General features: G+C 68.9%; 16 protein-coding genes and 2 pseudogenes. 6 read left to right on the plus strand and 12 right to left on the minus strand.

Features of this window, described 5'->3' with window-relative positions:
- The first annotated feature begins 18 nt into the window (after positions 1-18).
- Positions 19-1,947, plus strand: a complete 1,929-nt coding sequence (locus tag LE190_RS05215; protein ID WP_225237687.1) for a diguanylate cyclase domain-containing protein — start codon at positions 19-21, stop codon at positions 1,945-1,947.
- A gap of 5 nt (positions 1,948-1,952) precedes the next feature.
- On the opposite strand, the gene LE190_RS05220 is transcribed toward LE190_RS05215, so the two are convergent.
- The 9 genes and pseudogenes from LE190_RS05220 to LE190_RS05260 all read right to left on the minus strand — a co-directional run bounded on the left by LE190_RS05220 (position 1,953) and on the right by LE190_RS05260 (position 8,265).
- Positions 1,953-3,290, minus strand: a complete 1,338-nt coding sequence (locus LE190_RS05220; protein ID WP_225237688.1) for an erythromycin esterase family protein — start codon at positions 3,288-3,290, stop codon at positions 1,953-1,955.
- A 24-nt stretch (positions 3,291-3,314) separates the two neighbouring features.
- Positions 3,315-4,142 carry a hypothetical protein gene (locus LE190_RS05225; protein WP_225237689.1) on the minus strand — a complete coding sequence of 276 codons (828 nt, stop codon included), beginning with the start codon at positions 4,140-4,142 and terminating at the stop codon, positions 3,315-3,317.
- Positions 4,139-4,837: a phosphoribosyltransferase gene (locus tag LE190_RS05230; RefSeq protein WP_439847461.1), complete on the minus strand. Its 699-nt coding sequence runs from the start codon at positions 4,835-4,837 to the stop codon at positions 4,139-4,141. The genes LE190_RS05225 and LE190_RS05230 overlap by 4 nt, the downstream gene beginning before the upstream one ends.
- Positions 4,838-4,944: 107 nt before the next feature.
- A complete protein-coding gene (locus LE190_RS05235) occupies positions 4,945-5,415 on the minus strand; it encodes an Hsp20/alpha crystallin family protein (RefSeq protein ID WP_225237690.1) in 471 nt (156 codons plus the stop codon).
- A 105-nt stretch (positions 5,416-5,520) separates the two neighbouring features.
- Complete coding sequence (locus LE190_RS05240) at positions 5,521-5,997, minus strand: FKBP-type peptidyl-prolyl cis-trans isomerase (protein WP_225237691.1); 477 nt, start codon at positions 5,995-5,997, stop codon at positions 5,521-5,523.
- A 17-nt stretch (positions 5,998-6,014) separates the two neighbouring features.
- The gene (gene fghA, locus LE190_RS05245) at positions 6,015-6,857 is read right to left on the minus strand and encodes an S-formylglutathione hydrolase (RefSeq protein WP_225237692.1); all 843 of its coding nucleotides are present in this window, start codon (positions 6,855-6,857) and stop codon (positions 6,015-6,017) included.
- Positions 6,858-6,921: 64 nt separating this feature from the next.
- Positions 6,922-7,514: pseudogene (locus LE190_RS05250) on the minus strand (chromate transporter).
- A pseudogene (locus LE190_RS05255) lies at positions 7,511-8,082 on the minus strand (chromate transporter). The pseudogenes LE190_RS05250 and LE190_RS05255 overlap by 4 nt, the downstream one beginning before the upstream one ends.
- A 9-nt stretch (positions 8,083-8,091) precedes the next feature.
- Positions 8,092-8,265 (minus strand): hypothetical protein, encoded by a 174-nt coding sequence (locus LE190_RS05260; RefSeq protein ID WP_225237693.1) that lies wholly within the window; start codon positions 8,263-8,265, stop codon positions 8,092-8,094.
- A 487-nt stretch (positions 8,266-8,752) separates the two neighbouring features.
- Here LE190_RS05260 and LE190_RS05265 point away from each other — a divergent pair, with 487 nt between their 5' ends.
- The gene (locus LE190_RS05265; RefSeq protein WP_225237694.1) at positions 8,753-10,846 is read left to right on the plus strand and encodes an ATP-dependent helicase; all 2,094 of its coding nucleotides are present in this window, start codon (positions 8,753-8,755) and stop codon (positions 10,844-10,846) included.
- Between the two features lie 286 nt (positions 10,847-11,132).
- Here the strand turns inward: LE190_RS05265 and LE190_RS05270 are convergent, their stop codons facing one another.
- Positions 11,133-11,768, minus strand: coding sequence for a phosphohydrolase (locus tag LE190_RS05270; RefSeq protein ID WP_225237695.1), 636 nt, complete (start codon positions 11,766-11,768; stop codon positions 11,133-11,135).
- A gap of 162 nt (positions 11,769-11,930) precedes the next feature.
- On the opposite strand from LE190_RS05270, the gene glpD reads away from it, so the two are divergent.
- Positions 11,931-13,484, plus strand: coding sequence for a glycerol-3-phosphate dehydrogenase (gene glpD, locus LE190_RS05275; protein WP_225237696.1), 1,554 nt, complete (start codon positions 11,931-11,933; stop codon positions 13,482-13,484).
- A gap of 41 nt (positions 13,485-13,525) precedes the next feature.
- Complete coding sequence (locus LE190_RS05280) at positions 13,526-14,137, plus strand: glutathione S-transferase family protein (protein WP_225238058.1); 612 nt, start codon at positions 13,526-13,528, stop codon at positions 14,135-14,137.
- A 52-nt stretch (positions 14,138-14,189) separates the two neighbouring features.
- On the opposite strand, the gene LE190_RS05285 is transcribed toward LE190_RS05280, so the two are convergent.
- Both LE190_RS05285 and LE190_RS05290 read right to left on the minus strand, forming a co-directional pair.
- The gene (locus LE190_RS05285) at positions 14,190-15,071 is read right to left on the minus strand and encodes a CheR family methyltransferase (protein ID WP_225237697.1); all 882 of its coding nucleotides are present in this window, start codon (positions 15,069-15,071) and stop codon (positions 14,190-14,192) included.
- Positions 15,071-19,987 carry a hybrid sensor histidine kinase/response regulator gene (locus tag LE190_RS05290; protein WP_225237698.1) on the minus strand — a complete coding sequence of 1,639 codons (4,917 nt, stop codon included), beginning with the start codon at positions 19,985-19,987 and terminating at the stop codon, positions 15,071-15,073. Before LE190_RS05290 ends, LE190_RS05285 begins: the two co-directional genes overlap by 1 nt.
- Before the next feature lie 335 nt (positions 19,988-20,322).
- On the opposite strand from LE190_RS05290, the gene LE190_RS05295 reads away from it, so the two are divergent.
- The gene (locus LE190_RS05295) at positions 20,323-21,036 is read left to right on the plus strand and encodes a helix-turn-helix transcriptional regulator (protein WP_225237699.1); all 714 of its coding nucleotides are present in this window, start codon (positions 20,323-20,325) and stop codon (positions 21,034-21,036) included.
- Positions 21,037-21,134: 98 nt separating this feature from the next.
- Positions 21,135-24,179 (plus strand): CHASE domain-containing protein, encoded by a 3,045-nt coding sequence (locus LE190_RS05300; protein WP_225237700.1) that lies wholly within the window; start codon positions 21,135-21,137, stop codon positions 24,177-24,179.
- Positions 24,180-24,181: the final 2 nt, after the last annotated feature.

Consider the following 24,181-nt stretch of genomic DNA (forward strand, 5'->3'; position numbering starts at 1 on the left):
AAGCTGCGGCTGGCCTCGGTGGCAGCTTTGCTCGTATTCGCGACCACCCTGCTGGTGACCCTGTCCACGCTGTCGGTCGCGGAACGCGACATGAAGTCGGTGATCGGCGGCCAGCAATACACGCTGCTGTCGGGCGCGGCTTCGTTCATGGACGACCGGCTGGCCGCCCGCCGCGCCCAGGTGGAAGCACTGGCCGGCGCCATTCCGGCCGCGCTGCGCACCGACTGGGCAGGCTTGCAGCCCTTCCTGGAGCGCCAGACGCGCCTGTGGGAGGCGGACGAATACCTGAACATCGTCGTGTTCGACGGCGCCGGCGAAATGCAGCTGTCGCTGCAGCCGCTGCCGGGCCTGAAAACGCTGAACGCGCGCGGCAGGGACTACTTCGACCGCGCGCTGGCTACGGGCAAGGGGGTGATCTCGCGCCCGATCCGCAGCCGCCTGACGAATAACCTGATCGTCGTCATCAGCGCGCCGGTGACCGACGAGGCGGGCAAGGTGGTCGCGGTGCTGACCGGCAGCGTGGACCTGCGCGGCTCCGGCTTCCTGCGCCAGGTTTCCACCCTGAAGCCCGGCAAGACCGGCTACCTGTTCCTGATGACTTCCGATGGCGTTCTCATCGACCATCCGGATGCCTCGCGCCTGTTCCAGCATGTAGGGCAACGGCCCGGCATCAACCTCGGCACCGAGCGTGCGCTGGCCGGCTTCGAAGGCTGGCTGGAAGCGCGCAGCAAGGATGGCTCCGACGCGATCTATGCCTACAAGCGCCTGCGCACCACTGGCTGGATCCTCGCGGCGCGCTATCCGAGCGCGGAAGCCTTCGCCCCGCTCGAGGCGATGCGGCGCAACGCCTTCTTCAGCGCCGGCGCACTGGCGCTGGCGGCCGGCCTGCTGGCCTGGGCGGTCGTGTACCGCCTGCTGGGACCGCTGCACGACCTGCGCGAGAACGTGGCCGCGATCCGGCTCGACGGCGCCGGCATCGACGTGCTGCGCGACGGCGGCAAGGACGAGATCGGCGAGCTGGCGCGCGCCTTCCACGCCCTGATGGCCGAGCGCGAGCACGCCGAGTACGAGCGCGCCGCCAGCGAGCGCCGGCTGCGCACCATCACCGACAACCTGCCGGTGCTGATTTCCTACATCGATCTTGAACAGCGTTTCCGCTTCGGCAACGCGACCTTCGAAAAATGGTTCGGGGTGACGCCGGACACCCTGGTGGGCATGTCGCTTGCCGAGCTGCTGGGCGCCCAGGCCGCGGCCGAGATCGGTCCACACCTCGCGCAGGCCTTCAGCGGCGAGGCCGTGACCCACGAGGTCAGCCTGGCGCTGCGCGGCGAGAACCGCATCCTGCAGGCCACCTACATCCCCGACCACCAGCCCGGCGACGGTGTGGCCGGCGTGTATTCGCTGGTGCACGACATGACCCACGTGAAGGAAGTCGAGGAGCAGCTGCTGCAGCTGGCCCGGATCGACAGCCTGACCGGCATCGCCAACCGCCGCATGTTCGGCGAGACCCTGCACCATGCGCTCGACCGGGCGCGCCGCAGCGGCAAGCCGCTGGCCCTGGCCTACCTCGACATCGACCACTTCAAGAAGATCAACGACACTTACGGGCATGGCGTGGGCGACGAGGTGCTGAAGGAATTCGCGCACCGTCTCTGCGCAGGCGTGCGCGCCACCGACACCCCGGCCCGGCTCTCGGGCGACGAGTTCGTCGTGATCCTGGAGGAGATCGGCAGCCGCGCCGAGGCCGAGCGCATTGCCGCCAAGATCGTGGACGGCATGCGCGTGCCCTTCATCACCAGCGCCGGCCCGGTGCGGGTCTCGACCAGCGTCGGGGTCGCATTGTCGCAGCCGCGCCAGGCCCAGGAGGCGCTGCTGGTCGCGGCCGACAGCGCGCTGTATGCGGCCAAGGGCCAGGGCCGCAACGGCTACGTCTTTTTCGAAGGCTGAGCGGGCTACAGGCCCTGCGGATAGGTTTCGGGCGGCTCGCCCGAATGCCAGCCGCTGGTGGCGTCGAGCGGCGTCACCGCGCTGGTGCGGTCGATGTGGATCACGGCGTCGAACTGCTGCGGCAGCCGGGCCATGAAGTAGTGGCTCTGGCGCTCGCTGCGCGGCAGGTACAGCACGCCGATGGCGCGCTCCAGCCGCTCTTCCATCAGCAGGTCGCGCGCCGCTCCGGGCGTGCGCAGGGGCAGGAAGAAACGCGCGATGCCGACCTCGTGCAGCAGGTGCTCATAGCTGCCGGGCATGCCCGGGCGCACATGCTTGTGCAGGGCCGGACCGTCCCACTCCGAGGCGGCGGTGACCCGGCCGTCGTAGGTGGTAAAGCCGATCAGGCAGGCGTCCTGGCCGTAGGCCTTGCGCGCCAGTTCGCCCACGTTCCATTCGCCCTGGCGTCCGATCTCGGTGGCGCGCGCGTCGCCGATGTGCGAGTTGTGCTCCCACACGACGATCCGGGCCGGCTTGCCGTCGCGCGACAGGTGGCGCGCGAGCGCATCGAGGGTCTCGGCCATGTGGCTGTCGCGCAGGTTCCACGACGAGACGCGGCCGCGGAACATGGTGCGGTAATACTCTTCGGCGTTGCGGACCAGGCGCGCGTTCTGCTGGGCGTGGAAGTAGGCGTCCTCGGCGCAGGCGCCATCGGCCTGGATGTAGTCGAAGGCGCGCTGCTGCAGTTCCTGGAGCGCGGCCTGCACGCCCTGCTGGCAGGATTCGGACAGGCCGACGCCGGTGGCATAGCCATAGTGCTGGCTGTCCTCGCCGTAGTGGTCGAAGCAGGCGTAGCGGCGCCGGGTTTCCTGGGCCGCCGCCGGATCGACCGCTTCCAGGTAGCGCAGCACTTCCTGGATCGAGGTAAACAGGCTGTACAGGTCGAGGCCGTAGAAGCCGGCGCTGGCCGCGGGCGCCGCGTCGTTGCGGGCGCGCAGCCATTCCACGAAGCGCAGCACCGAGGTGTTGCGCCACATCCAGGCTGGGAAGCGCTCGAAGCCGGCCAGGGCGGTGCGGGCGTCCGGGTCCGTGCCTTCGCCGCGCACGTAGCGGTTGACGCGCCAGGCATCGGGCCAGTCGGCCTCGACGGCCACCGCCGTGAAACCCTTTTCCTCGATCAGGCGCTGGGTGATGCGGGCGCGCTCGTCGTAGAACTCGGCGCTGCCGTGGGTGGCCTCGCCGAGCAGCACGAAGCGGGCATCGCCCACCAGGTCGAGAAGCGGGTCGTAGTCGGACGCGGCGCCCGTCAGCGGATGGGCCGCCGCCCGCAGTATGGCGCTGTCGCGGTCGGTGCGGATGGCCATGGCGCTCTTCCTGCTTGCGTCGACTCAGTGCAGGTAGCGCCCGCCGGCGGCATCGTCCGGCGCGGCCGGCGGCGCGGCGCCGTGCCGCTGCGCTTCCGGCTGCGTCTGCGGGGTCGACGGCGTGCCGGTCGTGACGGGCATGGCGGGCATGCCCTCCGTGGCGCGCGTGCTGCCCGTGGGTTTCATGCGGCCGATGTTGTCGGTGACGCGGTAGGTCCGGTTGCGCGTGGCCTGCATCAGCAGGGCCAGTGCCGCGAGGCCGACCAGCAGGCCGGCGGGCGAGCGGCGCATCAGGCCAAGCAGGCCCAGCATCCCGCCGCCGACCAGGGCCGGGTGCGGGGCATCGCCGTGCCAGTCTGCGGCGCCATCGCGCGCATGCGCGTGGCCGTAGGTCTGGCTGGGGCTGCGCTGCCCGCCCAGGCCGCGCAGCCAGGCGCCCAGTCCGCCGCCTGCCCGGCTGCCCCTGTCGTAGTCGGGACTGGCCGCATAGCTGTTGTGGCTTGCCGCCGCGTGACTGGCGCCGCTTTCCTGGCGCAGGCGCCGGGTGGCATCCGCACCCCGTTCGGCGGCCTCGTGCGCGTCGTGGCGGGCCCGGTCGGCGCTGCGTGACAGCGCGTCCGTGGCGCTGTCCTTCAGGTCGGCCAGGCGGTCGCCGGCCTGGTGCAGGACATGGTCGACCGAGGCGCCGGTACGGGCCCCGGCGCTGCGCAGCGCCGACAGGGCCCGCGCCCGGCGCGCGGCGCCGCGCTCGGGGTCGAGCAGGTACATCATCAGCGCGCCGCCCGCGACTGCGCCTATCCACTTGCCCACATAACCCACGTCGGTGCCGGTCTCGGTTGGTATCGGTTTCATGTCTGCTCCTTTCTGTTGTCCTGGTATGGCTGGCGGACCGCGGGCGCTGCCCATGCCTGCGCCAGCAGGTCCTGCACTTCTTCGTCCTCGGTCTGCCCGAAGGCGCGGTAATACTGGCCGACCGCCTGGAAGCGGGGCGGGGCGAGCGGACAGACCAGCTCGTCGACTCGCTGCGCGAGCCGCGCGAGCGTGTCGGGCGCGCCCACCGGCGCCGCCACCACCAGCCGCGCCACCTGCTGGCGCCGCACCACCTGGACCGCCGCCAGCATGCTGGCCCCGGTCGCGATGCCGTCGTCGACCAGGATCACGCAACGCCCCGCCAGCACCGGCGGCGGGCGCCCTCCGCGGTAGAGGCGCTCGCGCCGGCCGAGTTCGGCCAGCTCGCGCGCGCTCACGCGCTCGACCTGTTCCTGGGTGACGCCCATCAGGCCCGGCACGCCCGGCTGCAGCACGCGCACGCCGCCGCTGCCGATCGCGCCCATGGCGAATTCCTCATGCCCGGGCAAGCCCAGCTTGCGCACCAGCAGGATGTCGAGTTCCGCACCGAGCGCCCGGGCCACCGGGAACGCCACCGGGACGCCGCCGCGCGGCAGGGCCAGCACGATCAGTGCGGGCTGGCCGGCATAGTGGCGCAGGTGGCGCGCCAGCTGGCGGCCGGCATGGGCGCGGTCCTTGTAGCCTTCGGTATCCAGCATGGTGTGGCGACTACTCTGCAAACGGTGATGCAACGACAAAACGTCCGCGCCGCGCGGCGGCGGGCGCCGCAACGCGGTAGGCGGACCATGGAAGCGACGAGCGCTTGCTACTGGATGGTCAGGCGGCGTGCTTCAGTGCCCTGCTTTTTGGGCAGGCTCAGCTGCAGTACGCCGTTCTCGAGCCGCGCCTGCGCCGCACCGTCGTCGACTTCGGTGGGCAGGGCGAAGCTGCGCATGAACCTGCGTGCGGTGCGTTCAGCATACACCACGGTCTCGCCCTCGCGGCGTTCGTTTGCCCCGTGGCATTCCGCCTCGATGGTGATGCGCTGGCCGTCCACCGAGACCTTGACGTCTTCCTTGTCGACGCCGGGCAGCTCGGCCTGGATTTCATAGGTCTTGTCGGTCTCGCGCACGTCGAGGCGCGGCGTGGCGGCGCCATCCCCGGGCCAGGCTCCGCCTTCGGCGACGGGCGCGAAGAAATCCTGGAACATGCTCTCGACCATGCGTCCGAACTGGTCCTCGACCGAGCCCGGACGGTAGGCCGGAAGCGCGCTATGGCTTCGTCTGACGAGATTCATGATGGCCTCCATGGATGAACATCGGGATCGCCGGCGGGTGCCGGCAGTTCATTTATAGGCAAGGAAGGGGCGGTTTTCAAGCGCCCCGGAGCGCAGGTGCGGGACTCAGCGCACGTCGAGCAGTTCGACGTCGAAGATCAGGTTGGCGTTCGGCGGAATCGGGCCGGCGCCGCCGGCCCCGTAGCCCATCGCGGGCGGCAGGATCAGGGTGCGCTTGCCGCCCACCTTCATGCCCTGCACGCCTTCGTCCCAGCCGGGAATGACCTGGCCGCCGCCGACCTGGAAGCTGAACGGCGAACGGCCGCGCGAGGAATCGAACTCGGCCCCGTGCTGGGCGGGCGCGGCCGGGTCGTAGAGCCAGCCCGTGTAGTGCACCACGGCGGTGGAGCCGGCCACGGCTTCCTTGCCCGTACCGACCTGGGCATCGATCTTCTGGAAGGCCACCGCCGGTCCTTCGGCCTGGGCCGTGGCGGGGGCGGCCGTGGAGGTGGAGGCCGCCGGAGGCGCGTCGTTGCGCTTGCAGGCGGTGGCGGAAAGGGTCAGCGCGAGGCCGAGCAGGCAGTTGCGGAGCAGTTGGCTCATGTGGTCATTCATGTGGTTCATCCAAGGAGACGGCGGTGGAAACGCAGGTGGTCTTCGACAAAGGTCGAAATGAAGTAATAGCCGTGGTCGTAGCCGGCATGGCGGCGCAGGCTCAGGGGTTGGCCGGCGCGCGCGCAGGCCTGTTCGAAGGCTTCCGGATACAGCTGTTCGGCAAGGAACTTGTCGTCCTGTCCCTGGTCGATCAGGATGCCGCCGGGGAAGGGCGCGCCCGCCATGTCGTTCATCAGCTCGGTGGCGTCATACTGGCGCCAGGCCGCCTGGTCGGGGCCGAGATAGCCGCCGAAGGCCTTCTGGCCCCAGGGGGCGCGGATCGGCGCCGCAATCGGCGCGAAGGCCGAAACCGAGCGGAACAGCTCAGGGTTGCGCAGGGCGATCATCAGCGCGCCGTGGCCGCCCATCGAGTGGCCGAAGATGCCGACCCTGGCCGGATCGGCCGGCAGCATGGCCAGCACCAGTTCGCGCAATTCCAGGATGTGGCTGTACATGCGGTAATGGCGGGCCCAGGGTTCCTGCACGGCGTCGACATAGAAGCCGGCGCCGGCGCCGAAATCCCAGCTGTCGGTTTCGCCCGCCACACCGGCGCCGCGCGGGCTGGTGTCGGGGGCGACCAGGATCAGGCCTTCCTGCGCCGCCACCCGCTGCGCGCCGGCCTTGGTCATGAAGGTCTCTTCGGTGCAGGTCAGGCCGGCCAGGTAGAACAGCACCGGCAGGCGCTTGCCTTCGGCACCGGGTGGCAGGTAGACCGAAAAACGCATCGGCAGGCCGATCGCCTGCGAGTCGGCGCGGTAGAAGCGCTGCACGCCGCCGAAACAGGCGTGTTCGTTGAGGAGTTCGGGCATGGGCTCGTCAAGAAGTGGAGAATGCCGCAAGTATGCCTTGCCGCGCGCCGCCTTGCCAGTCTGCTCACACGAAGCCGAGCGCGCCCAGCAGGGCCCCGGCGCCAAGCAGCCACAGCAGATGAACGCGGGTGCGCCAGAGCACCAGGCAGCTCAGGGCCGCCAGCAGCCAGAACGGCCAGGCGCGCTCGAGTCCGGTGCCGGCCAGCATCCAGCTGGTGGCCAGCAGCATGCCGATCACGACCGGCGCCATGCCGAGCCGGAAGGCGCGCACCGCGCGCAGTTCCCGGTTGCGGTGGCCCCACTGCGCCACCAGGTAGGTCAACACGGAAGAGGGCAGCAGGATGCCGAGCATGGTGAGCGCCACGCCGGCCAGGGCGGCGCCGATGCTGCCCGTGTTCATGCCCAGCTGCCAGCCCAGCAGGGCCACGAACAGCACGTTCGGTCCCGGCGCCGCCTGTCCTAGCGCGATCGCATCGCTGAACCGTGCCTGGCTCAGCCAGGCCCGGTCCGCGACCAGGTAGCGCTGCATGTCGGCGCTGGTGGAAATCGCGCCACCAAACGAAAGCATCGACAGCATCAGGAAATGCAAAACAGGGCCAGCCAGTCGTGCCAGCCGAGCACCAGGCTGGAACGAAGAGCGGACGCCGCGGCTGTCATGGCCGCAGGCGGCGCCAGGCCAGCACGCAGCCGAGTCCGCCCAAGGCGGACAGTACCCAGGCCAGCGGCAGCCGCAGCCAGGCCAGCAGCACGAACACGGTGGCGGCGATGGCGGCCGACCACGGCAAGGGGAGCGGATTCCTGGCCAGTGCCGCGCACAGCCTGAAGCCGGCGGCGGCGATCAGTCCGCTCGATACCGCCGCCATGCCGCGCAGGGCGCTGGCCAGCGCCGGATCGGACGCGTGGCGCGCATGCAGGGTAGCCAGGGCCAGCACCAGCACCAGCGGCAGCGCCAGCAGGCCGGCCATGGCGCTCAGGGCGCCGCCCAGCCCGAACCAGCGGGCGCCGAGCATCATGGCCAGGTTGACGACGTTCGGACCGGCAGGATCTGGGCCACTGCCCAGTCTTCGATGAATTCGTCGGGCGTCAGCCAGCGCTTGCGCTCGACCAGCTCGCGCTGCACGACGGCCAGCACGCCGCCGAAGCCCTGCAGGGCCAGCAGGGTGAAGGACAGGAACAGGTCGGTGCGCGAGGCCGGACCCGGCCGGCCGGCTTCCTGCCCACGCATGGACCTGCCTCAGCCGCCGCCGATGCCGCGCATGACCTTGCCGCTGCCGCCGCAGTTTGGGCAGGGTTTGCCGTCGACCTTGCCGCTGCCGGCACAGTCTTCGCAAACGTCTTCGCCAGCACCCGGGGTGCCGGGTTGCGCTTCGTCGCCGGGGTTCAGTTCGGGGTCGGGATGGATGCTCATGGAGTCCTCGCAATGGTGGGTGCGCAGCCATTGTAGGCGGCGCCGGCGCGGCGCGGCGCAGCGCTGGATGGCCTGCGAGCCGCCGCGGTTTATGCACAAAAATTTCCAAAAAATAATTTTGTGCCCGCGTGCCGACAATTCACCGGCGACGCACGTAAGCCCTTGATTTATGAGGCTATCGAGGCTGCCTTCCCAATAGGCAAATTGTTGAAAGCCGCACGGATGGCCGCATGCGCCATGTCAAGCCCCCGCTTTTCCACATACTTATTCACAGACTTTGTGGATATCCGGAAAACTTTTTACGGATGAAGTACTTAGCCGGACATGTGCATGTACTTCATGACATGATTGCCAGCAAGTCAGCATGGAGACGGACTTCGCAATCGTGCGCGGGCTTGCAAAACGCAGGATTTGGTCTTGCGCAAGCCTACTGGATAAATGTACAGTATGGCATTTCCAGTTCACCGCTCCCTGGTCCCGTTCTCCCATGCCCGCCGTACCCGATGCCATTGCCGTCCCGCCCAGCGACGACCCGTTCGCCAGCCTGAATGCGGGGCAGCGCGCCGCTGTCGAACACGATATCGGCGCGGCCAGCGTGCGGCCCCTGCTGGTCGTGGCGGGTGCCGGTTCAGGCAAGACCAATACCCTGGCGCACCGCGTCGCGCGCCTGATCCAGTCCGGTGCCGACCCGCAGCGCATCCTGCTGCTCACCTTTTCGCGGCGCGCGGCGGGAGAGCTGTCGCAGCGCGCCAGCGGCGTGCTGCAGCGCCTGTTCGGCGGGGGCGGCGCCCACGGCCAGCTGACACTGCCCTGGGCCGGCACCTTCCACGCGATCGGTGCCCGCCTGCTGCGCGAATACGCGGGCAGCATCGGCCTCGACCCGTCCTTCACCATCCACGACCGCGGTGATGCCGAAGACCTGATGGGCCTGGTGCGCCACGAGACCGGCCTGTCGGGCCTGGAAAAGCGCTTTCCGCTGAAGGGGACCTGCCTGTCGATCTACTCGCGGGTGGTCAACACCCGCGACAGCCTGGCGGCTGTGCTGCAGGCGAGCTTTCCCTGGTGCCGCGAGTGGGAAGCCCAGCTCAAGACCCTGTTCGGCGCCTACGTCGACGCCAAGCAGGAGCAGAACGTGCTGGACTACGACGACCTGCTGCTGTTCTGGGCCGAGATGGCGGCCGATCCGGCGCTGGGACCGGTGCTCGGCTCCCTGTTCGACCATGTACTGGTGGACGAATACCAGGATACCAACCGGCTGCAGGCGGACATCATCGCCGGCATGAAACCGGACGGGGCGGGAGTGATGGCGGTGGGCGACGATGCCCAGTCGATCTACGCGTTCCGTGGCGCGACGGTGCGCAACATCCTCGATTTCCCGAAGCGTTTCACCCAGCCGGCCGAGCTTGTCACGCTGGAGCGCAACTACCGCTCGACGCAGCCGATCCTGGACGCCTCGAACGCGGTGATCGCCGGTGCCCGCGAGCGCTTCGCCAAGAACCTGTGGACCGACAGGGAGTCCGGCATCAAGCCCTGCCTGGTGCTGATTCCGGACGAAGCCGAGCAGGCGCGCTGGGTGTGCCGGCGCATCCTCGCGCAGCGCGAGGCTGGCATCGCGCTGCGCGCGCAGGCGGTGCTGTTCCGCGCGGCCAGCCACAGCGCTGCCCTGGAACTCGAGCTCATGCGCCGCAACATCCCCTTCGTGAAGTTTGGCGGACTCAAGTTCCTGGAGGCAGCCCACATCAAGGACGTGCTGGCGGTGCTGCGCTTCGCCCAGAACCCGAGCGGACGCATGGCGGGATTCCGCGCCGTCCAGCTAATTCCCGGCATCGGGCCGGCCAGTGCCACGCGCCTGCTGGACGCCGTGGGCGAGGCCACCGATGCGGCGGCGGCGGTCGAGGCCTTCGGGGCGCCGGCCAGGAGCGCGGCCGACTGGGCCGCCTTCGGCGCGCTGTATCGCCGCCTGCGCACGCCCGGACTGCGCTGGCCGGCCGACATCGAGCTGGTGAAGCAGTGGTACCAGCCGCACCTGGAGCGCATGCACGACGATGCCGCCGTGCGCGCCGCCGACCTCGAGCAGCTGGTCCAGCTGGCGGCGGGGCACGGCACGCGCGAAAGCTTCCTGGCCGAGATCACACTCGACCCGCCGGAAGCGACCAGCGACCGCGCCGGTCCGCCCCTGCTGGACGAGGACTATGTGATCCTGTCCACCATCCATTCGAGCAAGGGGCAGGAGTGGAGCGCGGTCTACCTGTTGAACGTGGTGGATGGCTGCATCCCCTCCGACATGGGTACCGGCAGCCAGGACGAGATCGAGGAAGAGCGGCGCCTGCTCTACGTGGCGATGACGCGTGCCAAGGACCACCTGGAACTGGTAGTGCCGCACCGCTTCTTCGTCAAGCAGCAGGCCCAACTTGGAGACCGCCACATGTACGCGGCCCGCACGCGCTTCATCACGCCGGCCATGCTGAAGCATTTCGAGGAAAGCGCCTGGCTCGATGCCGCGCAGCAGCAGCTGCGCAAGCCGGTGCCGGAGAACGTGCGCGTGCTGGTTCGGGAGCGTGCCCGGAATGCCTGGAAATGAGGGCAGATGGGCGCGTGTTGGCGGCTTATCCCCGTGACCGCTGCTGGAGTCGCGGATGTATGAAATTGGCAACATGCACAGGGATCGTGCATCGCTAAGTCATTGATTTTTGGTCCATATGTCATTGCCTTCAGAACAGGCAATTTATTGAAACCCGCATCCGTACTGGACTTGCGGCTTGTCAAGTAGTGCTTTTCCACATCTTTATCCACAGTTCTTGTGGATAGTAAAAAATTCTGAATAAAATCAAGGGCTTGTGGTATGGGAGAGTTTCTTGGCGGCCATGCTACGACTCCACGGCCTGTTTCAAACGTTCCAGTTCGGCCAGGAAGCGATCCGCCGCCACCCCGGGCGGCCATGGTTCCCATGGCGTGCAGCCGAACTGCGCCGCGAGCGGATCCTGGTCCAGCACCGTGGCCCGGATCTTGAGCGTGCGCTGCACTTCTTCGCGTGTCCAGCCGGTCACGTGCACGGCTTCGCTGGCGGCGGCCAGGCGGTCGGCCTGCTTGTGCAGGCGGTGTTCCTTCTCGGTCCAGGCCGGCAAACCATAACGCAGGAAAACCATCTGCTCCAGGCGTTGGGTGAGCGCGCGGAAGCCATCGCCCAGGAAAGGCTTGATCACCGAAATGGCGTCGAAGCCAAGCAGGCCTTCCTCGGCATCGTGCAGCAGTTCGCGCAGGTCCTGCAAGGGGCCGGGTGCGGGCACCAGCGCGCGGCGCAGCAGCATGACGCTGAGCGAGTGCTGGGCCACCGACAGCGGCAGCGGCCAGGCCGAGTGCCCGCCCCAGCGGTAGGTGCGGGCCAGGCCGAGTGCCAGGTCGGCGTCGTCCCAGTCGAAGGGAGTCGGATTCAGCAGGTCAAGGCGCTTGCCGGAAGGCATGCGGACCCAGGCGCGCACGTCGGCGCAGGATGAGTTGTGCATGTGGCGATTCTACACACGGCCCCCGCCATTCTCCGCATAATTGATACAGCCGAAGCGGATGCGCCGTGCGCTCCCTACACTAGGCCGGCTTGGCGTCAAAGGCGGCAAAGGGCGGCCAAGGGAAGCCCAACGGCGAGACCCGGACCATGGACAGGAGGCAGCATGAACGAGGCAGCTGACGCGCCACTCGACTGCGACGTGCTGGTGGTAGGTGGAGGCATCAATGGCGCGGGGATCGCGCGCGACGCCGCGGGGCGTGGCCTGCGCGTCGTGCTGTGCGAACAGGACGACCTGGGTGCGCATACCTCGTCCGCATCGAGCAAGCTGGTGCACGGCGGCCTGCGCTACCTCGAGCACGGCGAGTTCGGCCTGGTGCGCAAGGCCCTGGCCGAGCGTGAAGTGCTGCTGTGCAGCGCGCCCCACATCATGCGCCCGCTGCGCTTCGTGATGCCGCACGACCCGGCGCGGCGCCCGGCCTGGCTGGTCCGCGCCGGCCTGTTCCTGTACGACCGCCTGGCCCGGCGCGCCTTCCTGCCCGCCTCGCGCGCGATCGTCCTGGCCGGGCACCCCGCCGGCGCACCGCTCAAGCCCGCCTATGCGCGCGCCTTCGTGTATGCGGACGGCTGGGTGGACGATGCCCGGCTGGTGCTGCTGAACGCGCTCGATGCGCACGAGCGCGGCGCCACGGTCCTGACCCACACCCGCTGCGTGGCCCTGTCCCGTGGCGCCAGCCACTGGAGCGCCCGCGTCGAAGGCCCGGAGGGCGGCCGCACGCTGCGCGCGCGCTGCCTGGTCAACGCCGCCGGACCGTGGGCGGCCAGGCTGGCGCAGCTCGCCACCGGCGCCGCTTCCGCACAGCGGCTGCGCCTGGTGAAGGGCAGCCACATCGTGCTGCCCCGCCTGTTCGACCACGATCACGCCTACCTGTTCCAGCATCCGGACGGACGGGTCGTGTTCGCCATGCCCTTCGAGGGCGCCTACACGCTGGTCGGCACCACCGACGTCGAGTACGGGGGCGACCCCGGCCGGGCCGCCATCACGGCCACCGAGACGGCCTACCTGTGCGAGCTCGCCAACCGCTATTTCCGGCGCCAGGTCGGCCCCGCGGACGTGATATGGAGCTATGCCGGGGTGCGCCCGCTGCTCGAGGACGAGGCGGCCAGCGCCAGCGCCGCCACCCGCGACTACCTGCTCGCGCGCGATACCCGCGGCGCACCGCTGCTGTCCGTCTTCGGCGGCAAGATCACCACCTACCGCCTGCTGTCCGAACAGGCCGCGGACTGGATCGGTAGCAGGCTCGGCGCGGCGCGCGGGGCCTGGACCGCGCACGCCGTACTGCCCGGCGGCGACCTGTTCGGCCCGGCGCCCGACAGCCGCGCCGTGCGCGAGTTCGGACGCTGGGTGGCCGCGCTGCAAGGCCGCCACCCCTGGCTGCCGGCGCCGCTGGCGCTGCGCTGGGCGCGCGCCTATGGCAGCCGGGTCGCGACCCTGCTGTCGGGCGCCGCCTGCCTGGCCGATCTGGGGCCGGAAGTCGCGCCCGGCCTGCATGCCGCCGAGCTGCGCTACCTGCTGCGGCACGAGTGGGCCCGCTGCGCCGAGGACGTACTGTGGCGGCGCAGCAAGCTCGGCCTGCACATGGGGGCGGAGGGCGCGGCAGCCGTGCGCGACTGGATCGCCACCGAGCTGGCCAGGGTGGAAGGAGCGGTGCCGGCCTGATCGCGCTATGATGGGTGCCCAAGCCAAGCATGGAAGCCCTGATGCGCCTATATACGAGTTCCCGCGCGCCGAATCCGCGCCGTGTCGCCATGTTCCTGTCCGCCAAAGGCATCGACGGTATCGAGCAGGTCGAGGTCGACCTGAACGCCGGCGGCCACCGCAGCGCCGAGTTCCTGGCCCTGAACCCGCTGGCGCGGGTGCCGGTGCTGGTGCTCGACGATGGCCGCGCGCTCAGCGAGACGCGCGCGATCTGCACCTACTTCGAGGGCCTGTACCCTGAACCGAACCTGATGGGCGTGGACGCGACCGAGCGCGCCTTCATCGAAATGGCCGACCGCCGCATGGAGCTGCACCTGATGCTGGAGATCGCGCTGTGCGTGCGCCATACCCATCCCGGCCTGGCGGTGCTGGAGCAGCCGCAGTTCCCCGACTTTGGCGCGGTCCAGGGCAGCAGGATGCGCGCCACGGCGCGCTGGCTCGACGGCGAACTGGCCAGGCAGCCATGGGTGGCGGGAGCGCGCTTCACGATCGCCGACATCACGGCCTTCTGCGCGCTGGAATTCGCGCGCGGCCTGCTGAAATTCCGGCCCGGGGAGGAGGGGATGGCGCACCTGCAGGCCTGGCGCAACCGCGTCGCGGCGCACAACCCCTAAGCTGGGCGCCCAGCCTGGCAGCTTGCGGCAATGCGTCCGGCCCCCCTGGACCTCAGCGCACGCGCTTGTACCAGCCGCCATCCGCGAACAGGGGCTGGTAATCCTCCGCCCCCGCATCCGTCGCCGCCAGCGCATGGTCGACCCCCAGCACCCCGAACGGCGCCAGGCTGTCACGGAACAGGCGCAGCACGCGCTGGCGCAGCAGCGGTCCGAAGTCGGGCAGGGCATGGCGGCAGACGATGCCGTGGAACTCGTTGAAGGACGCATCGGTCACCAGGCTGTACTGGGCCCAGGTGATGCGCTCGCGCAGGCGCGGCAGCAAGCGCGCCCTGCCATCCGACACCTCGAAGTAATCGGCCAGTCGTCCGTCGCCGCCGCTGGCCGCGTACAGGGGCTGGGCCGCCGCCAACTGCGCCACCGGCAACGCCGCGTCGCGCGCTTCGGCCAGTTGCTCCTCGCAGGCGACGGTGGCAAAGACCTCGGTGCGACCATACAGCTTTTCCTCGGCCAGCACGATCGCCAGGGTCCACGCATCGGCCACGCCGGCCGGCTCGGCCAGCCAGACCTTGGGCAATGCAGTCGGGCGCAGGCTGGCGCCCAGCGCCGTGCGCAGGCGGCGCGACTCCTCGGGCAGTGCGAACAGCCCGGCTGGCGGCGGCGCCAGCGCGCGCAGCAAGGCCTGGGCGGCGCCCGGCTGGTGCAGCACGCGTTCCTGCAGGCCGGACAGGGTCGCCAGCCCGCTTGCCCGCAACAGGCCCTGCAGCCGTACGCGCAGGCGCCGGCGCGCATAGCCGCGGTAATCGGTGCCGAAGCGCTGGTACAAGGCCTCCAGCAGCAGCTCGGTTTCGAGCTCCTCGGTGGCCGTCCTGGCGGACCAGTCGTCCGGCAGGCTGTCCTTCACGGCGCCCACCGCGTTCGCCATCAGCGCAGCCATCAGTGCAGCCAGACCCGCATCATCGACAGCAGCTGCGCCACATCGACCGGCTTGGTGATGTAGTCCGAGGCGCCGGCCGCGATGCACTTGTCGCGGTCGCCCTTCATCGCCTTGGCGGTCAGGGTGATGATCGGCAGCGAGCGGAACTTCGGAATGCGGCGGATCGCCCGCATGGTGTCGTAACCGTCCATCTCCGGCATCATGATGTCCATCAGGACGATCTCGATGCTCGGGTCCTTCTCCAGCACTTCGATGCCGTCGCGGCCGTTTTCGGCGAACAGCACCTGCATCTGCTGGCGCTCCAGCAGCGTGGACAGGGCGAAGATGTTGCGCAGGTCGTCGTCGACGATCAGGACCTTGCGCCCGGCCAGGCCGCCGTCCAGGGCGTGGATCTCCTCCAGCATGCGGCGCTGCTGTTCCGGCAGGCTGGCCTGGGAGCGGTGCAGGAACAGCGCGGTCTCGTCCAGCAGGCGCTCCGGCGAACGGGCATCCTTCATGACGATGGTCTTGGCGTAGCGCTTGAGCTTGGTGACTTCCTTGCGCGACAGCTCCTTGGCGGTGTAGATCACCACCGGCAGGTCGCGCAGGCGCTCGTTGGCGCCGATGCGGTCCAGCAGGTCGAAGCCGGAGACGTCGGGCAGGGTAAGGTCCAGCACCATGCAGTCGAAGTGGGCGCTTTCCAGCGCCTCCATGGCAGCGGCGCCGGTGTCGACCGTTACCATGTGGATGTCGGCATTGCCGATCAGGGCCACGATCGACTCGCGCTGGGCCATGTCGTCCTCGACCACCAGCAGCGAGCGCTTGCCGCCCATCAGGAATTTCTGGATGCGCTTGAATTCCTCCTGCAGCGCCTCGCGTCCGACCGGCTTGTTGATGTAGGAGATCGCTCCCTGGCGCAGGGCGCGCTCGCGCTCCGCTTGCTGCGACATCACGTGCACCGGGATGTGGCGCGTGTTCGGGTCGCGCTTGAGGCGGTCGAGCACCGTGAAGCCGTCGATGTCGGGCAGGTCGATGTCGAGCAGGATCGCCGAGGGCAGGTAGTCGCGCGCCAGCGACAGCGCCGAGTCGCCGCGCTGGGTGACGATGCCCTTGAAATTCCTTTCGCGGGCGAAGTCGAGCAGCGCCTTGGCGAAGCGTTCGTCGTCCTCCACGATCAGCACCGAGGGGTCGCCCGGGGTCACCAGTCCGCGGTCGTCCAGCACCGACGAGTATTCGGCCAGGGCCACGTTGTCGCCCCCCTCGCGCAGCGCGTCGGCGCCCGCCGTCTCGCTGCGCGACTCGGCCACCGGCTGGTAGGACACCGTGGTGGCCGGCGCCGGCGGCGGCGCCAGGCGGGCAGGCTGCGGCTGGCGGGTCTGCTCGTAGTTGATGAAGCCGGCGCGGTTGTACGGCAGGTACAGGGTGAAGGTCGAGCCGACGTTGACCGTGGACTCGACGCGGATCTCGCCGCCCAGCAGGCGCGCCAGTTCGCGCGAGATCGACAGGCCCAGGCCGGTGCCGCCGTACTTGCGCGCGGTGGAGCCGTCGGCCTGCTGGAAGGCTTCGAAGATCAGCTGCAGCTTGTCGGACGGGATGCCCACCCCGGTGTCGCGCACCGAGAAGGCCAGCACCGCGTCGGCATGCACCAGGTTCGGGTGGTCGGCGGTCCAGCCGCTGTCGACCAGCGAGATGGTGAGCGCGACCTGGCCGTGGCTGGTGAACTTGAAGGCGTTCGACAGCAGGTTCTTCAGCACCTGCTGCAGGCGCGTCGTGTCCGTCATCACCGCGGTCGGCAGGTTGTCGGCCAGGTCCACCTGGAAGCCGAGGTGCTTGGCCTCGGCCATGTGGCGGAAGGTGCGGTCCACGTAGTTGCGCAGGTTCGAGAAGCGGTATTCCGATACGTCCAGGGTGACGGTGCCGGACTCGATCTTCGAGAGGTCGAGGATGTCGTTAATCAGGGTCAGGAGGTCGGAACCGGAGCCGTGGATGGTCTTGGCGAATTCCACCTGGCGCGCCGACAGGTTGCCCTCGGGGTTGTCGGACAGTTGCTGCGCCAGGATCAGCAGCGAGTTCAGTGGCGTCCTCAGTTCGTGCGACATATTCGCCAGGAACTCGGACTTGTACTTCGAGGACAGCGCCAGCTGGGTCGCCTTTTCCTCCAGCGCCAGCTTGGCCTGTTCCACCTCGCGGTTCTTGCGTTCCACCTCGATGTTCTGCTCGGACAGCAGGCGCGCCTTTTCCGCCAGTTCCTGGTTGGTCTGCTGCAGTTCCTGGGCCAGCGACTGCGACTGGGTCAGCAGCGACTCGGTACGGCTGTTCGCCTCGATCGTGTTCAGGACTACGCCGATCGATTCCATCAGCTGGTCGAGGAAGGACAGGTGGGTTTCCGTGAAGCGATCGAGCGAAGCAATTTCGATCACCGCCTTGACCTGCTGTTCGAACAGGATCGGCAGCACCACGATGTTGTTCGGCGGCGCCGAGCCCAGGCCCGAGGACACCACGATGTAGTCGCGCGGCACGTCGGTCAGCCAGATGCGGGTCTTCTCCAGCGCGCACTGGCCCACCAGGCCTTCGCCCGGCAGGAAGGAAGTCGGCAGCTTGCGGCTGGAACGGTAGCCGTAGGAGGCGATCATGCGCAGGCGCGCGTCGCTTTCCTGCGAATCCATCATGTAGAACACGCCGTGGTGGGCCGAGACCAGCGGGGCCAGCTCCGACAGGATCAGCTTGGTCACCGCCTGCAGGTCGCGCTGGCCCTGCAGCAGGCGGGTGAAGCGCGCCAGGTTGGTCTTGAGCCAGTCCTGCTGCGCGTTCTTCTGCGTCGTCTCCTTCAGGTTGCGGATCATCTCGTTGATGTTGTCCTTCAGGTAGGACACTTCGCCGCGCGCTTCCACCTGGATCGAACGCGACAGGTCGCCGCGGGTCACCGCGGTCGCCACTTCGCCGATCGCGCGCATCTGGTTGGTCAGGTTCGCGGCCAGCTGGTTGACGTTCTCGGTCAAGTCCTTCCAGGTACCCGCCACGCCGGACACGTTCGCCTGGCCGCCCAGCTTGCCCTCGGTACCCACTTCACGTGCGACGCGGGTCACCTCGGAGGCGAACGAGGACAGCTGGTCCACCATCACGTTGATGGTGTCTTTCAGTTCGAGAATCTCGCCCTTCACGTCCACGGTAATCTTCTTGGACAGGTCACCACGCGCCACCGCGGTCGTCACCGCCGCGATGTTACGCACCTGGCCGGTCAGGTTCGAGGCCATGAAGTTCACGTTGTCGGTCAAGTCCTTCCAGGTGCCGCCCACGCCCGGCACGTAGGCCTGGCCGCCGAGCTTGCCTTCGGTACCCACTTCACGCGCCACGCGGGTCACCTCGGATGCGAACGAGGACAGCTGGTCCACCATGACGTTGATCGTGTTCTTCAGTTCGAGGATCTCGCCTTTCACGTCCACCGTGATCTTCTTGGACAGGTCGCCGTTCGCCACCGCGGTGGTCACCTCCGCGATGTTACGCACCTGGCCGGTCAGGTTACCCGCCATGAAGTTCACGTTGTCGGTCAAGTCTTTCCAGGTACCGGCCACACCCGGCACGTTGGCCTGGCCGCCCAGGCGGCCTTCGGTACCCACCTCGCGCGCCACGCGCGTCACCTCGGATGCGAAGGAGTTCAGCTGGTCGACCATCACGTTGATGGTGTTCTTCAGCTCGAGAATCTCGCCCTTCACGTCCACCGTGATCTTCTTGGACAGGTCGCCGTTCGCCACCGCGGTCGTCACGTCCGCGATGTTACGCACCTGGCCGGTCAGGTTACCCGCCATCGAGTTCACCGAGTCGGTCAAGTCCTTCCAGGTGCCGCCGACGCCCTTCACCTGCGCCTGGCCGCCCAGCTTGCCCTCGGTACCCACCTCACGCGCCACGCGGGTCACCTCGGATGCGAAGGAGGACAGCTGGTCCACCATGACGTTAATGGTGTTCTTCAGTTCGAGAATCTCGCCCTTCACGTCCACGGTAATCTTTTTCGACAAGTCGCCGTTCGCCACCGCGGTCGTCACCGCCGCGATGTTACGCACCTGGCCCGTCAGGTTCGAGGCCATGAAGTTCACGTTGTCGGTCAGGTCCTTCCAGGTGCCGCCGACGCCCGGCACGTAGGCCTGGCCGCCGAGCTTACCTTCGGTACCCACCTCGCGCGCCACCCGCGTCACTTCGGAGGCGAAGGAGCGCAGCTGGTCGACCATGACGTTGATGGTGTCCTTCAGCTGCAGGATCTCGCCGCGCACGTCCACCGTGATCTTCTTGGACAGGTCGCCGTTCGCCACCGCGGTGGTCACCTCCGCGATGTTACGCACCTGCGACGTCAGGTTGCCCGCCATCGAGTTCACCGAGTCGGTCAGGTCCTTCCAGGTGCCCGCCACGCCTTTCACCTGCGCCTGGCCGCCGAGTTTACCCTCGGTACCCACCTCGCGCGCCACGCGCGTCACCTCGGAAGAGAACGAGGACAGCTGTTCCACCATGGTGTTCGCGGTCATGGCCGCGCGCAGGTACTGGCCCTTGAGCGGGTGCCCGTCCACTTCCAGCGCCATCGTCTGCGACAGGTCGCCCTTCGCCACGGCGCCGATGACGCGTGCCATCTCGGTGGTCGGGCGCACCAGGTCGTCGATCAGGGTATTGACCGAACTGATGATGGTGGCCCAGCCGCCCACCACGCCCGGCAGGTCGGCGCGCTGGGTCAGGTGGCCTTCGCGGCCGACCACGCGCGAGACGTCCGTGACCGTCTCCACCACCTTCTGCTTGGTCTCGATGATGTCGTTCAGGGTATCGGCGATCTTGCCGGACACGCCGGTCCAGTCGGACGGCATGCGCACCGAGAAGTCGCCCTTCTTCAGCGCCATCAAGGTTGTCAGCAACAGCTTCACGTCCAGCTGTTCGCCCATGTCGGTCATGTGGTTCATCGACTTCGTCCTTCTCGGTCCAGGTGTTGGTGAGTGGGTGGTCCGGCCCAGCCGGTTTGCACGCAAGATATTACTTTGTGCGCTGGCCTCAGGCATGCGACGCGCAAAAATATTGCAAATCAGCAAATTCCGACTGGCAATCCGGCGGAGCGTAGCGTATTGGTGGACAGCGAGGCGCACGCTTGCAAGATGTTGTTGTATAGATACGACAAATGTTCGCATGGCAAGCTTGTTGCAAGAAAAATGTGCAGCCGGACGCGTCGTTCCCGCGAGATCTCCCTTAGCATGGGCACAGATACTTCGGGTCGCCGTCCATGATAGACAACGCTTTACTGATGGGCCTGCTAGAAGCGGGCGACGAACAGACCTGGACCGCGCAGCTGGTCGCGCTGGCGAATGACCAGGGTTTTCCCTACGTCCTGTTCGGCCTGCTGCCATCGCGCCAGACGCGTTTCAGCACGGCCTTCGTGCGTACCAACTACCCCGCCGCCTGGCGCGCGCGCTACAGTGACGCCGGCTTCGTCCACATCGACCCGACCGTGGCGCACTGCCTGAAGAGCACCTTGCCGCTAGTGTGGTCGCGCGCGACCTTCGAGGAGGCGCTGGCCGGGGCCATGTACGAGGAAGCCTGCGCGCATGGCCTGCGCAGCGGCGTGACCCTGCCGGTCCACGGCCCGCAGGGCGAACTGGGCCTGGTCAGCTTTGCCAGCGAACACGCGCCGGACGCTGCCTGCGCGCACCGGATGGCGGCAGCCCTGCCAGTGCTGGCGCTGATCCGCGACTATGCCTTCGCGTCGGCCGCGCGCTTCCATGAAGGCGCGCTGGAGCCGGGCCTGCCGCGCCTGACCCGGCGCGAGCTGGAGGTGCTGCGCTGGGTCATGCTCGGCAAGTCGTCCTGGGAAATCGCGCGCATCACGGCCTGTTCCGAAGCCACCATCAACTTCCACCTGGCGAACGTGCGCCAGAAATTCGGTGTCAACACGCGCCAGCAGGCCGTCGTCATGGCGCTCGGCCTGGGCCTGCTCAGCACCGAGGAGCAGCGCCGCTGATCCGTGCCCGCCCGGTGGTGAGGATCGGTGATTAAGTTGGTCCTGCGAATGCCTATACTAGGCGCTTCGAGCAGGCCCTATCCCACTTTTGGAGTTCCATGGATTCTTCGACGATCGCGCGCCCGTCCAGGGATGCCGCCGCCAGCCGCCAGCAGGGCGGCGCCGCGCCCTGGGTAGCGGGGATCGCGCTCGCGCTGGCGGTCGGGGGACTGTGCCACCGCGTCGCCACCGGCCTGGTCGAGGAAGACGCGCGGCGCCGCTTCGAGACGGTGGCGCGGCTGGCGCAGGAGCGGGTATCGAACGCGATCGTCTCCTATACCCGCGTGGTGCGCGGCATGGTGGCGCTGCACGTGGCCGGCGAGGGACCGCTGACGCGCCTGCGCCTGCACCGCTATGTACAGGCGCTCGACCTGCCGGCGCAGTTCCCGGCGATCGAGGCTGTGTCGTATATCGCCTATGTCCCGGACGCCGAGCGCGACGCCTTCATCGCCAGCGTGCGCCAGGACCGCAGCGTGGACCCGGCAGGCTATCCGCAGTTCGACATCCGCCCGGCCGGACGCCGCCCGTGGTACGCCGTGATCACCTGGGTCGAACCGGGCCAGCAGCCCAACGACCGCGTGGGCTTCGACATCGCGGCCCAGCCCCAGATCGCGGCGGTGCTGGAGCGCGCGCGCGACGAGGCGAGCCTGGGCGCGTCCGGCAATCCGGTGCGGCTCGCCCATCCCACCCCGCATACGGCGCTCGGGATGCGCGAGCCCCTGTACCGCGGCGGCGCGGCGCCGGCCACGCTGGAAGAGCGGCGTGCGCGCTACATGGGCAGCATCGGCATCGCCTTCTCGGTCGACGCACTGGTGCGCCAGGCTCTCGGTCCGCAGGAACGCCAGCCGGTCGCGCTCAGCCTGTACAGCGAAACCGCGCCAGGGCGACCCGGCGCGCAGGAGCCCCTGCAGCTCGATGCGCGCGACCGCCTGCTAGTCGGCCCCGACGTACGCGGCCAGTCCAGTCCGGGCGGGCGTTTCAGCACCCTGCTGCCGATCGACTACGCCGGCACCCGCTGGAAAGCGCATTTCTCGGCCGAGCGCGCCGCGATGGCGGTCGGCGCCGACCGCTACCTGCCGCTGCTCGCCTTCGGCTCCGGATTCGGGGTCTCGCTGCTCGGCTTCGCGCTGTTCTTCAACCTGGTGCGTTCGCGCCGCATGGCACTCGACCAGCGCATGCTGCTGGTCACGGTGCTGGACAACCTTGACGCCCATGTCTACCTGAAGGACAGCACGCGCCGCTTCCGCTACCTGAACGCGAAGAGCGCGGCCATGATCGGCCTGCCGGCGGCGCAGATCGTCGGCCGCCGCGACATCGACGTGTCGCCCGACATGGCCGAGGCCACCTGGGCGCGCGACAGCGCCGCGCTGGAGAGCAGGGAACGCCACGTGTGCCAGGTCGAGCTGCCCCTGCCCGACGGCAGCGTGCGCCAGATGTGGAGCGTGCGCGTACCCCTGTTCCCGGAAGGCGAGCTGCCGGCCGTGCTGTGCATCTCGACCGACGTCACCGCGCTGCACGAACTGCGCGCCCGCGCCGATGCCGCCAGCCAGGCCAAGAGCGGCTTCCTGTCCAACATGAGCCACGAGATCCGCACGCCGATGAACAGCATCATCGGCATGACCCACCTGGCGCTGCAGGCCGGACCCGAGCCGCGCCTGCGTGCCTACCTGGAGAAGATCTACCATTCGGGCCAGCACCTGCTGGGCATCATCAACGACATCCTCGACTTCTCCAAGATCGAAGCCGGCAAGCTGGAACTGGCCACCCGCGTCTTCCTGCTGGAAGCGGTCATGCGCAACGTCGAGCTGCAGCTGGGCCAGGCCGCCGCGGCCAAGGGGCTGGGCTTCGACATCGACATCGCGCCGGCGCTGGCGCGTCCCCTGCGCGGCGATCCGCTGCGGCTGGAACAGGTGCTGCTCAACTTCGCCGGCAACGCCGTCAAGTTTTCCGAGCAGGGCAGGATCTGCCTGCGCGCCCGTCTGGAACACGCCTTCGGTCCCGAGCTGCTGGTGCGCTTCGAGGTGCAGGACCATGGCATCGGCATCGCACCGGGGCAACTGGCCGGGCTGTTCACCCCCTTCCACCAGGCCGATCCTTCCGCCACGCGGCGCCACGGCGGCACCGGCCTGGGCCTGGTCATCAGCAAGCAGCTGGCGGAACTGATGCACGGCGAGGTCGGGGTCGACAGCATCCCGGGCCAGGGCAGTACCTTCTGGTTCACGGCGCGCCTGGCGCTCGAGGATGGCGTCGGCGCCGGGCTGGGCGCGGCCCCGGCCCCGTCCGGGCAGCCGGCGCGCCTGGATGGCTGCAGCATCCTGCTGGCCGAGGACAATCCCTTCAACCAGCAGGTCGCGCGCGAGCTGCTGGCCCAGGCCGGCGCCACGGTGGAGGTGGCCGGCAACGGGGCGGAGGCGCTGGCGCTGCTCGATGCGATGGTGCGGCGCCCCGACTGTGTCCTGATGGACGTGCAGATGCCGGTCATGGATGGACTGGAAGCGACCCGCCGCATCCGCCAGGACCCGCGCCTGCGCGGCCTGCTCGTGATCGCGATGACCGCCAACGCCGGCCTGGAAGACCGCGCGCGCTGCCTGGAGGCCGGCATGGACGAATTCCTGACCAAGCCGGTGGTGCCGGAACTGCTGGCGGCCACCATCGCGCGCTGCCTCGGCCGCAGCGAAGCGCCGGCGCCGGACCTGGCGTCCTGCGCGCAGCATCCCGGCGCCGGGGGCGCCGCCGCGGTCGACCTGGCGGCGCTGGCCGCCAGCTTCGGCGGCGACCGCGCGCGCATGCGCAAGTACGCCTTCCTGTTCGTGGCCAGCGCACGCGCGGCGCTGGACGAGATCGATACCGCGCTGGCGGCGGGCGAACTGGACGCCGCCGGGGCGGTGGCGCACCGCGTGCGGTCGGCGGCGCGTACCGTGGGCGCCGCCGGCTTCGCCGACCTGTGCGGCGAACTGGAGGCCCAGGCCGGGGCCGGCCGGGCGGCCCAGGCGCGCGCACTGGGGGCGCGCCTGCGCGCCCAGCTAGCGCGGGTCGAGCGCGCCTTCAGCGGCGAATTCGGCATGCGCGCCCACGATCGCCAGCTGGAGTCGAGGCCGTCCTGATG

The organism is Massilia hydrophila, assembly GCF_020208145.1.
Lineage (GTDB): Bacteria > Pseudomonadota > Gammaproteobacteria > Burkholderiales > Burkholderiaceae_D > Telluria > Telluria hydrophila.